Source organism: Sphingomonas sp. PEI4 (assembly GCF_056679955.1).
Genome location: NZ_CM155258.1, coordinates 814,315 through 827,023, shown reverse-complemented (window position 1 = coordinate 827,023; position 12,709 = coordinate 814,315). Strand labels below are relative to the sequence as shown.

The 12,709-nt window shown below is 63.1% G+C and carries 10 protein-coding genes; 5 read left to right on the top strand and 5 right to left on the bottom strand.

Going from position 1 to position 12,709, the window contains the following annotated elements; all coding sequences use genetic code 11:
- Positions 1-64: 64 nt before the first annotated feature.
- A complete protein-coding gene (gene pdxR / locus AC1MLZ_RS03575; protein ID WP_480960489.1) occupies positions 65-1,468 on the top strand; it encodes a MocR-like pyridoxine biosynthesis transcription factor PdxR in 1,404 nt (467 codons plus the stop codon).
- Positions 1,469-1,697: 229 nt separating this feature from the next.
- Here pdxR and AC1MLZ_RS03570 read toward each other — a convergent pair whose 3' ends face one another.
- The gene (locus AC1MLZ_RS03570; protein WP_480960488.1) at positions 1,698-2,594 is read right to left on the bottom strand and encodes an AraC family transcriptional regulator; all 897 of its coding nucleotides are present in this window, start codon (positions 2,592-2,594) and stop codon (positions 1,698-1,700) included.
- Between the two features lie 152 nt (positions 2,595-2,746).
- Here AC1MLZ_RS03570 and AC1MLZ_RS03565 point away from each other — a divergent pair, with 152 nt between their 5' ends.
- Together AC1MLZ_RS03565 and AC1MLZ_RS03560 are read left to right on the top strand one after the other, a co-directional pair.
- Complete coding sequence (locus AC1MLZ_RS03565; protein WP_480961458.1) at positions 2,747-3,472, top strand: SDR family oxidoreductase; 726 nt, start codon at positions 2,747-2,749, stop codon at positions 3,470-3,472.
- A 135-nt stretch (positions 3,473-3,607) separates the two neighbouring features.
- The gene (locus tag AC1MLZ_RS03560; RefSeq protein WP_480960487.1) at positions 3,608-4,003 is read left to right on the top strand and encodes a hypothetical protein; all 396 of its coding nucleotides are present in this window, start codon (positions 3,608-3,610) and stop codon (positions 4,001-4,003) included.
- Between the two features lie 88 nt (positions 4,004-4,091).
- Here the strand turns inward: AC1MLZ_RS03560 and AC1MLZ_RS03555 are convergent, their stop codons facing one another.
- Positions 4,092-5,405 carry an ATP-binding protein gene (locus AC1MLZ_RS03555; RefSeq protein WP_480960486.1) on the bottom strand — a complete coding sequence of 438 codons (1,314 nt, stop codon included), beginning with the start codon at positions 5,403-5,405 and terminating at the stop codon, positions 4,092-4,094.
- The gene (locus AC1MLZ_RS03550) at positions 5,405-6,199 is read right to left on the bottom strand and encodes a response regulator transcription factor (RefSeq protein ID WP_480960485.1); all 795 of its coding nucleotides are present in this window, start codon (positions 6,197-6,199) and stop codon (positions 5,405-5,407) included. Before AC1MLZ_RS03550 ends, AC1MLZ_RS03555 begins: the two co-directional genes overlap by 1 nt.
- 88 nt (positions 6,200-6,287) lie before the next feature.
- Here AC1MLZ_RS03550 and AC1MLZ_RS03545 point away from each other — a divergent pair, with 88 nt between their 5' ends.
- Positions 6,288-8,447, top strand: a complete 2,160-nt coding sequence (locus tag AC1MLZ_RS03545) for a TonB-dependent receptor domain-containing protein (RefSeq protein ID WP_480960484.1) — start codon at positions 6,288-6,290, stop codon at positions 8,445-8,447.
- A 131-nt stretch (positions 8,448-8,578) separates the two neighbouring features.
- Here the strand turns inward: AC1MLZ_RS03545 and AC1MLZ_RS03540 are convergent, their stop codons facing one another.
- The gene (locus AC1MLZ_RS03540; protein ID WP_480960483.1) at positions 8,579-9,337 is read right to left on the bottom strand and encodes a hypothetical protein; all 759 of its coding nucleotides are present in this window, start codon (positions 9,335-9,337) and stop codon (positions 8,579-8,581) included.
- A 303-nt stretch (positions 9,338-9,640) separates the two neighbouring features.
- Between AC1MLZ_RS03540 and AC1MLZ_RS03535 the strand changes: the two genes are divergently transcribed.
- Positions 9,641-10,822, top strand: coding sequence for an IS256 family transposase (locus tag AC1MLZ_RS03535; RefSeq protein ID WP_480959735.1), 1,182 nt, complete (start codon positions 9,641-9,643; stop codon positions 10,820-10,822).
- Positions 10,823-11,084: 262 nt separating this feature from the next.
- On the opposite strand, the gene glsA is transcribed toward AC1MLZ_RS03535, so the two are convergent.
- Complete coding sequence (gene glsA / locus AC1MLZ_RS03530; protein WP_480960482.1) at positions 11,085-12,707, bottom strand: glutaminase A; 1,623 nt, start codon at positions 12,705-12,707, stop codon at positions 11,085-11,087.
- Positions 12,708-12,709 lie beyond the last annotated feature (2 nt).

Sequence of the window (12,709 nt, the reverse complement as noted above, 5' to 3'; positions counted from 1 at the left end):
GCTGCGGAAATTGCCACTCACGCTGGGGGATCGGATTGATCCTGCGAGGCGGACGCCGGTCTATATGCAGATCATCGCTGCGATCGTGCGCGACATCGAAGGTGGTCGGCTGACCTCCGGCACCTATCTACCGAGCAGTCGCGAGCTGGCCGCGGATCTGGGTATCAACCGCAAGACAGTGGTGCTCGCCTATGATGAGCTGATCGCGCAAGGGTGGCTTACGTCGGCAGGCACGCGCGGCACGCTGGTATCGTCGGACTTGGCGGATCCCATCCAGAAAACGCCGCGTGCCACATCCGTGTCGCAGGATGAACTCAAGCCACTCTATCGCCTCGTTCCCGCACCGGCTCGCCCACTTGCAATGCCTGGCGGCGATGGCCTGAAGCTCGACGAGGGCGCGCCCGATGGCCGCTTGTTCCCGGCCGAGATTCTAGGGAACGCGTATCGTAGAGCCGTGCGCGCGGCGGCGGTTTCCAATCAGCTCCAGTATCGCGATCCGCTTGGCGCACCTGAATTACGCAATAGCTTGGCGGAGATGCTGCGCAGCCAGAGGGGGCTCGCGGTGACGCCCGAGCAGATCTGTATAACCCGCGGCAGCCAGAACGGCATCTTCCTTACCGCACAGGCGCTGTTACGCCCAGGCGACTGCGTACTCGTCGAGGCTCTGACCTACGAACCGGCGGTGGCCGCGTTCACGGCGCTGGGCGCACGCGTGATCGCCGTTCCGCTGGACGAGCAGGGCATCGATGTCTCTGCGGTCGAGACGGCATGTCGAAGGCATCCGACCCGTGCCGTGTTCCTGACGCCGCATCATCAGTTTCCTACTACCGTCGCGCTTCGACCCGAGCGACGGTTGCGACTGCTCGATCTTGCCCGCCAATTCGGGTTTGCGATCATCGAGGACGATTATGACCATGAATTTCACTTCGCCTCGCAGCCGCTGCTGCCGATGGCCGCCTACGCGCCACAGCACGTCATCTACATCGGATCGCTTTCCAAGCTGCTGCTGCCTGCGTTGCGCATTGGCTATATCGTCGCACCCGAGGCGGTAATCCGCACGCTCGCGCATGCCGTGTCGCTCACGGACGGGATGGGCAATACGATCACCGAAAGCGCGACCGCCGAGCTCGTATCGAGCGGCGAACTGCGTCGCCATGCGCGAAAGGTGTTGCAGATCTATGCCGGCCGACGGCTCGAATTCGCGGAGCGATTGCGGGCTCGACTGGGAGATCGCGTTCAGTTCGACATTCCCAACGGCGGCCTTGCCTTCTGGCTGCGTTTCCCCGGCCAATGCATCGACTCTATCGAGGCGCGAGCACGCGCCATTGGCCTGCGCTTCGCTGCCTCAAGATCCTTCATGGTTCGCAACGACGCCCCCCGCGGTCTGCGTATCGGCTTTGCCAGCCTCGACAATCTTGAAGCTGAACAGGCGATCGCGGCGCTATCTGCGGCGCTGGGCGGCAATTGAGACATTGGCAAGAACGTTTCGTACGATGCAATCGGGCACACACGCGGGATACGAACTTCGCACCGGCATCTTAACGACCGTTTTCCATTCCGCCACATTGGGGCATTCGCGACCGGGAAACCGGGTGCGAAAAGCAGTCATATCGCGGATATGAACGAGCGTCTCAAGTTGGGACGCGGGGGAGGGCGCGCGAACGTCTGCTTGTGGGGCCAGTCGAAAGCGAGAGAGGCTACACTGGCGTCAGTAAATTGCCGCTGCGCTGTAGCTGTTCGATGTCCCGCCGAGGCGGCGCGCCAAAGAGGCGGGCATACTCGCGATTGAACTGCGATGGGCTTTCATACCCCACGGCGAAGCCTGCACCGCTTGCGGTCGTGCCTCCCGACAGCATCAGGCGCCGTGCCTCTTGTAGGCGCAGTTGTTTCTGATACTCCAGCGGCGTCATTTTTGTCACTGCCTTGAAGTGTTCGTGCAAGGAGGACGTGCTCATGCCGGCAGCGGTCGCAATGTCGCCGATGCGTAGCGGTTGGTCGAACGCGGTGCGGATCGTCGCGATAGCGCGGCTAACCTGGTTGAGGTGGCTGTCGGCGACCGCCATGTAGCGAAGGGCAGGGCCGTGGGGGCCCTTGAGCAAACGATACAGGATTTCCCGCTCGATCAGCGGCGCCAGCGCAGCGATATTGCCGGGCTGGTCCAGCAGACGCATCAGCCGGCACGCTGCGTCGACCAGATCGCCGTCGCTGCGATATACCGCGAGCGCTGGTAGATCGGCCTTGGGCGCCCCGACGCCTTCCGCCAGGATAAGGTCCGCTAGCACCGCTTGGTCGATGTCGATCTTGCAGCAGAGGTACGGGGCGTCATGGTCCGCCTGGATGACGTGTCCGACGAGCGGCAGGTCGACTGATACCAGCAGATAATGCGCGGCATCGTAGAGAAGGCTCTGCCCGCCGAGCGAAACCCGCTTGGCACCTTGGGCAATTATGCAAAGCGACGCGTCATACACAGCCGGCAAGGGCACGGTCGGCTCATCAGCGCGGAAAAGTGACAATCGATCGATTGGAGTGCTTACCATTCCCGTTCTGGTCACATGGCGCGCAACCAGCGCGGCTAGGTCTGCGATCGTGCTCATCAAGGGACTGTGTCCGCTGTTACCCGATCTCGCAAGCGTAGGCAGCGTCATCTCGGAGAATCGTGCAAGGATTGCGGCCGATCGGTCTCACGCCTGCCGACAGTTTGGCTTCATCTGTGCTCAGCCTTCATGGCAACGGGACAGGAACCATCATGAACGACGTCATCGACAAGACAGTGCTGATCAGCGGCGCCTCGAGCGGTATCGGCGAGGCCACCGTGCGTGAACTGGCGGGCAGGGGCGCGCGCCTCTTTATCGGTGCGCGCAGGACTGGTCGCCTCGAAGCGCTCGCGGCAGAGCTCGGCGCGAATGTCGCGTGGCACGCACTGGACGTGACCGACGCGGCAAACTTCGCCGCCTTCGCCGATGCGGCGGAAGCGCGGTTCGGGCGGGTGGACGTGCTTGTCAACAATGCCGGCGTGATGCCGCTGTCGCCCCTCGCCGCGCTGAAGCAGGACGAGTGGACGCGGATGATCGACGTCAACGTTCATGGCGTGCTGAACGGGATCGCCGCCGTGCTGCCCCGTTTCGTGGCACAGAAGGCCGGCCACGTCGTGAATGTCGCATCCATCGCCGCGCATTTCGTGATGCCGAGCGCCGCCGTCTATTGCGCAACCAAATACGCGGTCTGGGCGATCACGGAAGGGTTGCGCCAGGAGCATGACGACATCCGGACGACGATCATTTCACCCGGGGTCGTGGCAACCGAACTTGGCAACGACATCACTGACCCGGACATCGCCTCGGCGCTGACCACGTGGCGGCAGAAATCGCTGACTCCCGACGCGATCGCGCGAGCGATCCGCTACGCATTGGAGCAGCCGGAGGGGGTGGACATCAACGAGGTCATCGTTCGCCCGACCGCAGCCGGAATGTAGGCGGATTGCGCAACTTGGTCCGGGCAGACTTCTGCGTGCCCGGACTGGTTGTCGAGGGTGAAAGGCCGTCTGCAAATCGTCCACAACTGGGTCAGTTGTGCCACCGATCCGCGTAGGCGCGTCAAGGTGATTGTGGTGTCAGCACCGAAAGGCATCGGCATCGTGCTGTTCGCCAGCGCCACGATGCTGCTAACCGCTTCTGTGGGACCCATCGGCGTCTACGCGGCTGCAGTGGCCTGGGGGCTGGGCTTCGGCGGCGCGGCGACCGTGTTGCAGACCGCCTCCGCACGTGCAGCGGGTGCGTCGGCGGATATCGCGCAGGCCATGATCGTCACCGCCTGGAACCTGGCGATCGCCGGCGGTGCGGTTCTCGGTGGCTATCTACTAGACGGGTTTGGCGCGGGCGTATTGCCATGGGCAGCGTTGCTGCTGCTTGCCGTTGCCGGGATAACTACGCTGAGGCCCGTTCAAAGTCGCGGCCATCACGATCCTTGCAGTACAATCCAGACCGCGCTTAATTTCCCCGATTGAACATCGGGGAGCGTATAGCGGCCCTGGAATGTTGGGTTGTGGGTCTCCGCCCCAGCGCAAGACGATTCAGTCGTATCGCGCGATGTCGTCATCCTATGGGGAGCGTCACCCCGGCAAGTAAGCCGCCAAGTCGCCCATCCCCAAGGAACAGTGTGCCGCGAAGTGCAGATGCCGCTTTGCTGCTGGTCGCGAGGCCGAGACCGGCGCCGCCACTTGTGCAGCCCCGAGCGTCTTCGAGGCGGCGAAACGGCAGCAACGCTTCGGCACGACGATCCAGCGGGATACCGGCACCATCGTCGTCCACGGCGATCACGTAGTTCTGTCCGTCGAGCGCGAGCGTGACTTCGATCCGGGTGGCATGCCGCGTGGCGTTGTCGATCAGGTTTGCCAGGATACGACGCAGCATGGTTGGTCGGGTCGTGGCCAGCAGTTCTTCGCAGCCGTTGAAGGATATCGCGGCACCGGTATCGGCGGCGTTGTCGACGGCGGTCGCGACGATCGCCGCGATATCGACGAGGCGCGCGGCTTCCTGCTGATCGTGACGGATATAGGCGAGCGTCGATTCGATGATCCGCTCCATCTCGATCAGGTCGTCGGCCATCGCGTCGCGGGGCTCGTCATCGCTGAGCAGTGCCGTCCGCAGCCGGAGCCGCTGGATCGGCGTCCGTAGATCGTGCGACACCGCGATCAGCGACTGCGTATGATCCTCGACCATGTGCAGCAGGCGGGCCTGCATGGCTGCAAAGGCCGTCGCGACCCGGCGCACCTCGTTGGGCCCTTGGATGCGGACGGTAGCAGGCTGGCCGGGGCGCGTAGCGTCGGCAGCGTCGGCCAGATCGCCGAGCGGGCGGATCAGGGCTCGGATCATCATTAGCGCGATCAACAGCACCAGCCCGGTCAGCGCCAGATGCGCGGTCGTCGTGATGCCCAGCCCAGGCGCGGATGCGATATAGGGACTTACGCGGAAGGTGACGAACGAGGCATCCGCAAGGCGCATCGCACCGACCAGATCGCGTCGTCCCGCCAGCTCGGACGGCAGGATGCTGAGCCGCAGCGGACGCCGTTCCAACGCGGGGGCGGCGTCGACCAAGCGCTGCTTCATCGCGCTCAGATGCTCGCGCGAACTCGAGAAGTCGGTGATCACCGTGTGGGGCACCCAGTTCAGCTTCATACCGGGCGCGGAAAGCGCGGCCATCAATCGGGCGCGCCGCGCGGTCGGCGCGCCACTGGCGATGCTGTCGGCGTCGGCGAGCGTTGCGGCCAGTCGCTGCGTATCGGCTGCCGTCACATATTTCTGTTGCGCCCAGCGATCGAGCGCGACGTTCCCCAGCAGTTCGAGCAACAGCGCCAAGAGCAGCACCAGCGAGATCCGGCTGACCATCCCGCGCGGGCGGATCGTCATCAGGACGACGTCACATCGGGCGCGAACATGTAGCCGACGCCCCGGATCGTGCGGATGATTGGTTGTGCGCGTCGTCCATCGCCTAGCTTGGCCCGCAAACGACTGATCATGACGTCGATGCTCCTGTCGCTCGAATGGCCGATCCGGCTGCGCGACATCTCCAGCAGGCGCTCGCGGCCGATCGTCCGCTGCGGGTTGCGCAGGAACGTGACCAGCAATTCGTGTTCGGCGGCGGTAAGCTCGACCTCCGCGCCCCGTGGCGAGATTAGTTCGCGGCGACGCGCATGATAGTTCCAGTCCGCGAAGTCGAACCGATCTGGCACGGGGATGTCGAGCGGCACATGCGTATCGCTGGCACGACGCAGGGCAGCACGCACGCGAGCCAGCAATTCGGCGCGTCCGAACGGCTTGGCGATATAATCGTCGGCGCCGTTATCGAGGCCGGTGACGCGGTCTCCCTCTTCGCCGCGTGCGCTGACCATGATGATCGGCACGCGGCTGCGTTCGCGGATCGTCTGGCAGAGTTCGAGTCCACTGGGACCGGGCAGCATGATGTCTAGGAGGATCAGGTCGATCGGCCGCTCTATCAACGCGCGCTGCAGTTCGATCCCATCCGCCGCACCGGTCACGTCGTACCCGCATTCCCTCAGAATCCGAGACAATAGCGCCCGGAGTGCCGGTTCGTCCTCGACCACGACGATATGCGGCGGCGTGTCGCGGTCGGCGAATGGGAGCTGGGCAGCTGCCCCCGCAACAGGTGCGGATTGTAACGAAGCGTTGCAGTCGACGTCCATGTGCGGTTTCCGAATTGACGATTCCGGCCCCGCGAACCAATCGCGCCCAGAGATTGCTAATCATTCGCAATATTAACCGGGGGTTTCAATGGGGTATTTTCGTGACAGCCGCGCGCGGCTGGCCGGCAGCGCCGCGTGCATGATGGCGTCGCTGGTGCTGAGCCAGCCCGCGTATGGGCAGGCGGGGACGCAGTCGACGTCCGCCACCGCCGAGGTCGAAGGCACCGCCGACGATATCGTCGTCACCGCTGCCGGCTTCGAACAGAAAATCGTCAACGCTCCCGCCTCGATCAGCGTCATCAGCCGGGCTGAACTTCAGGAAAAGCGCTTCGGCAGTCTCGCTGAGGCGCTGGGGGATGTGGAGGGCGTCGATGTCGGGCAAACCCAGGGCAAGACCGGGGGGCTGACCATCTCGATCCGCGGCATGCCGGCGGACTACACGCTCGTATTGCTCGATGGCCGCCGCCAAAACGCGCCGGGTAGTGTCACCCCGAACGGCTTCGGCGAAACCTCGTCAGGGTTCCTGCCCCCGTTCTCGGCGATCGAGCGGATCGAGGTGGTCCGTGGACCAATGTCGACGCTGTACGGCTCTGACGCGATGGGCGGCGTGGTCAACCTGATTACGCGGAAAGTGGGTACGCACTGGCTCGGCACCGTCGGCGCTGAAAGCACCGTCCAGGGGAATGGTGACTTCGGCAATATCCAGTCGCTGAACGGCTATGCGCAGGGACCGGTCGTGCGCGACCTGATCGGCTTGTCGGTGCGCGGCAGCCTGTATCACCGCGATGCGTCGGCGCTGAAGTACGAGAATGTCGCTGGTACGCTGGTGCCACTGTCGACGCGCGGGCCGAGCCCGGTGAAGGCCAACATCTATACCTATGGTGGGCGGATCAGCGTCACGCCGAGTCCTGACCACGATCTGTGGATCGAATATGATCGCTCCGAGCAGACCTACGACAACTCGGCGGGGCAGCTCGGCACCGCGACGGTCGCGGGCGGCTATGGTCCGATGCAGCGTTTCAATCGCGACAATTACGTTGCCGCACACACGTGGCGTGCAGGAATCGGCACGCTCGAGACGACGCTGACGCGCAACACGACAGAGACGATCGGCCGTACCGTGCCACGAGGTACGCCCGGCGTTGTGGCGGGATCGCCGCGCACGCTGGAGGCGACCAACAGCATCGTCGATTCGCGGTTCATTGGTTCGAGCGGCCCGTTCACCTTCACGATCGGCGGACAATATTGGGACGCCAAGATGATCGATGCGGTCGCTCCCGAACCGTACAAGTTCCAGCAATGGGCGGGCTTTGTCGAAAACGAACTGAAGATCGCCGAGACGCTGCGGCTGACGCTCGGTGCGCGCTACGACGATCACTCGACCTTCGGCGGCAAGCTCTCGCCGCGCGCCTATCTGGTATGGAATGCGAGTTCTGCGCTGACGATGAAGGGCGGCGTCAGCCGAGGCTTCAAGACGCCGCGGCTCGAACAGATCGCGGAAGGCATCACCGGCTTTGGCGGGCAGGGGACGATACCGCTGATCGGCAGCCCTGGCCTGAAGCCCGAGACGAGTACCAGCTACGAAGCGGGACTGTATTTCGACAATGGCGGGTTCTTCAGCGGCAACGTCACCGTGTTCAACAACGAGTTCAAGGACAAGATCGCTGGCGGTCCCGGCGTGTTCAACTGCCGTTTCGTTGGCAATCCCGATCGCCCGGGCTGCCTCGATGTAGGCGCGTTTCCCAATGTTGATCTTTTCGGCCAATCGATCAACATCGACGAGGCGGTGACACGCGGTGGCGAGGTTGCCGCACGGTTCGAATTCACCCGGCGACTGTCCTTGGGACTAAATTACACCTACACTGAAAGCGAGCAGAAGAGTGGTACCGAGCGCGGCCAGCCGCTGGTCAATACGCCCAAGCACATGATCAACGGTAATTTGCGCTGGCGCCCGGTCGACAAGGTCAGCACGTGGCTGCGTTCCGAGATCCGGTCGGACCGGTATCGCGGCGTTGGCGCTGCCCAGACCGCGCTTGGCAGCTTCAAGGGATATGCGTTGTTCAGCCTCGGCGGTGCGCTCGAAGTGACGCAGAAGTTCAAGCTCAGCGCAACACTGTTCAATCTGTTCGACAAGAATTTCGTCGACTACCTGCCATATCGTAGTGGCGCGACGACGGTGTATGCCGGCGAATACGCCAACCCACAGGAAGGCCGCCGCCTATGGCTGTCCGCGACGGTCGACTTCTGACTACCGCCTTGCCGCATTGTATAGGAGGTCACGTACGCTGAACGAATGGCAGAAGTCGGGGGGCGGTCATGCTTTCGCAAATGACCGCCTCTGTGTCAGCTCACCCACTTCAAGACGGCGCACTCAACTATTCAGCCGCTTGGGAAAACCATCCCTGGTACGCCCTCGCCCGCGCTTCCGGCAACGATCGCTCGGTAGATCCCATCACCTATGGAACTCGACGCGAGGAGTCCGATAGCTCCCTGGGTGAAGATCATCGCGCCGGCGCCCCACCATAAAGCAGGATGAATGGCCTTTCGGCTGCGTATGTCGGCGACCATGCCCGCAAGCGGAAACAAGATTATCGCCGCAAAAACGCCCCATCCCGCCCATGGGATCATCAGCGGCATAGGCAGAAGCCGCCCGACCGCCGGACCTGTGAGCGTCGCCATACCGCAGAGCATCAGACGCGAATGCCAAAGCGTTTGGCGTCGCATTACGACAGCGCCGGCAACCAGCCCGCCAAAGCAAAGAACGCCTAATGAGTTCATGAACAGGAAGTAGGCCGGCTGAAAGAAGAAGGGCGCAGCACCCCGTCGGACCATGCTCACTGTCGTGTATATCCCAACGACGACGACGAGAGCGGCCCATACCGTACCAAACCAACCCAGCCGCTTATGCAGTGTTACAGAACCTGTTCCAGCGAGCAGGTTCTGAAGGAGGTAGAAGGCGGTCCAGCCAAAGAAAAGTACCGCGTGAACGTGGACCATTACGGGTGCGCGGAATGTGGATCGCCCCATGGCAAGTTGCATCGAGAAGCCTGCAACGATCACCACGGTCATGATCACAGCTGTCGCGACGAAGAAACGGTGTTCGAATTTTCGGCGAGATGCGGCGTAGCGCGTGGCCATGATCGCGTTCCTGTTGGAGCCGATTTCGTACGCATGTACCCGCCGCGACGCGCTGCGCCATTCGGTAGAAGCAATAGAGCGCCTCGCGACCGGCCATGTCAAATGCGGATACCGTTGATGGTGGTGTATCGCACGCCGCTCGACCTGAAACGGGTTCCGCCGTGGCATCTCCGCGGTTGTGTAACGCGAGGTCTGGAAATTCGATCGGGTCGGGATCTGTAAGCTGGTGCCGGGGCATGCCCCGGCACCAGCTGCCCATCTTCGGCATTCCATGGAGTTGCAACACAACCGTGGAGAGAACGAATGGACAGCAGGCATGATACGGCGATTGAGGCGGTACTGGAACAGCTGATCGAACACGGCCCCGAGGGCATCGCCGCAGTGTTCGCGCGGACCTTCGAGATGGCGATGCGGATCGAGCGGGAACGTTTCCTGGGCGCAGGGCACTATGAGCGCACGACCGACCGGCGGGGCTATGCCAATGGCTACAAGTCCAAGCGGATCGACACGCCGGCGGGCACGGTGAATGTGGCGGTGCCCAAGACCGCCGGCCACGGCGCTGAGCCGTTTTTCCCGCAATCACTGGAGCGCGGCTGTCGCTCGGTCCGCGCGGTGATGCTGGCGGTGGCCGAGATGTACGTGAAGGGCGTCTCGACCCGCCAGGCCGAAGCGGTGCTGCGCGAATTCGGCATCGAGAATCTGTCTTCATCCCAGGTCAGCCGCGCCGCGGCCCTGCTCGATGAGGAGCTGGAGGCATGGCGCAACCGCCCACTCGGTGAGATCCGCTACCTGATCCTCGACGCCCGCTACGAGAAAATGCGCGCAGGCGGCGTCGTGCGCGACGCAGCCGTCCTCTCGGCGATCGGTATCGGCCCGGACGAACGGCGCCGGGTGCTGGGCGTCAGCGTCGCCCTGTCGGAAGCCGAGGTCCACTGGCGTGGCTTCCTCGACGACCTGGTCGCACGCGGCATGCGCGGCGTCGAGTTCATCGTCTCCGACGACCACGCTGGCCTGCGTGCCGCCCGCCGCGCTGTGCTCGGTGCCGCTACCTGGCAGCGCTGCCAATTCCATCTCGCCGCAAACGCTGTCCACCACGCTCCCAACACTGCAATCCGCGAGCGCATCGGTGCGGAGCTGCGCAGCGTCTGGAACGCAGCCACGCTCGCCAAGGCCCAGGTCGCGCTCGACGAGCTTGTTGCCGGCTACCGCGACACGGCCCCCAGTCTCGCGTCATGGCTGGAAAACGCCGTTCCCGAAGGCTTGGCTGTATTCACGCTGCCGGAGCATCATCGCCGACGCCTGCGCACTTCGAACCTCATCGAGCGCGCCGTCCAGCAAGAGCTCAAGCGGCGCACCGTCAAGGTCCGGGTCTTCCCCAACGACCAGGCGCTACTGCGCCTCGTCTCCGCTGTTCTCGTCGAGATCGACGAAACATGGGCCTCCGACACCAAGGCCTATATCAAATGGGAATGCCGGAATGGGTGATCACGCCCCGGGGCAATTTCCAGACCTTATGTTGCACAATCATCTCCGCTTCGGACATTAATGAATGACCGAACTTGAGTTACCGAAACCATTCGCGAATGTCCGCTTGTGGGCCGAGTAATATACGGAGTTATCGAACGAAAGAGTCGTCGAAAGACAGACTTCTAACCATTATGGTAAGCGCCTCGCCCGTTTGGTCGCAAACTAGCGGCGGATTGTCGGCTTTAGAGACCCTAAACGCGGTTGCCCAACGATCGCAGCATCATGCAGCCTTAGTTGTCGGTAGAAACGCCAGGGCTTCGATCGATCCGTGCATGGAAACTTCTCCCTGCTGATGTTCGCCAACCTCAGACATTGTTGGCTGCAGCAGCGCGATACTTTCCCCGTCGCCATTTCGTATCGCGTCGTCCAACGGTGTATTACCCCAGCGATCGGTCGAATCTGCCGCTGCGCCGAGCGGAAGCAGGTAGCGCAGCACGTCCGCGTGGCCTTCGCTTGCGGCAAGATGGAGTGCGGTCCGACCATCATAATCGGCAAGGTTTACGTCGATCGACCGCGCGACCAACCGCCGCAATTCGGTCAGATCGCCTTTGGCCGCTGCCGCGCAGAAGTAGGTCGCCTGGTCGATAGCCGCTTCGGTAATCCGGCGACGGGGATCGATCTGGTCACTCGTTTCTGAAAAGCCATCGAAGGCGAAGGTCTTGGCCAGCCTGCGCGCGAACTCGACGCCGCGCACGGAATTGCCGAGCGCGTCGAGCCGTGGACTCCATATGGCAATGCCGCAGACGCCGGGTATGGTGATGAACAGCGCCCCCGATACGCCCGACTTGGCGGGCAGACCGACGGTAAACGCGAACTCGCCCGAGAAATCGTACAGGCCGCATGAGGCCATCAGCGAAAGGCAGTTCTTGGTCGTGTCCGCAGTGAAAACGCGCTCGTTACTCAGCGGGCAGACGCCGCCGTTCGCGAACGTCGCAGCGATCGTTGCCATGCCCGGTGCGTCTACGGTGATCGAGCAGCACTGGAAATACAGGTCGAGCGTCGCCTTCAGATCGGTACCGTCGGGGAATGCCCCGTTCTCGCGCATGAAATAGGCGAGTGCGAAATTGCGATCGGCGGTGTCGCGCTCGGACAGAAAGACGGCGTTGTCGAAGCCGACGGATGCTTGCCCGGCCAGCTTCCCCCAGGTCTGCACGACGGTATCGAACCGATCCGCGGCCGACAGGTCGGGGGCAATCAGCGATGCACACATGATCGCACCCGCGTTGATCATTGGATTGTGCGGCAAGCCCCTGGCGTTGAGCGTGATCTCGTTGAACGAATGGCCCGAGGGCTCGCGACCGACATGACGGTGAACGGTATCGATGCCAAGCTGGTCGAGCGCTATCGCGTAGTTGATCGGCTTGCAGGTCGATTGCACGCAGTAGCGCGTGGTTGTGTCGCCGATCGAGAAACGCTGGCCATCGATCGTACAGACGGCGACCGCAAAACCGTCCGCGTCGGCCCGCGCCAGCTGGGGAATGTAGGAGGCGACTTCGCCGCCACGGTGCTGGCGGACCTCCTCGAACAATCGGGTCAGTTCGTCACAGAAGGCGGTAAAGTCCGGGATCACCAGATTACCCATCAACGCCCGGCTGAGCAGCGTCTGGTTTGCCCCGCCAAGAGCTGGCGCGATCGCCTCGAACGGAATGTCGACCGACTGCGCATACCGATGCATGAGTGCGCCGAGATCGCGCAATCGCGGGTCGTCGATCGCGAGGCCGTTTTCGCGGAGCCTGCGCTCGATCGCGTCCCTCGACCGGTCCCCGCCGCCATCGGTCAGGCCTTCGTATAATTTCAGGGCGGCGGCATCTCTGTTGGAGCGGTCGGTTGCAGGAGCGGTCATCG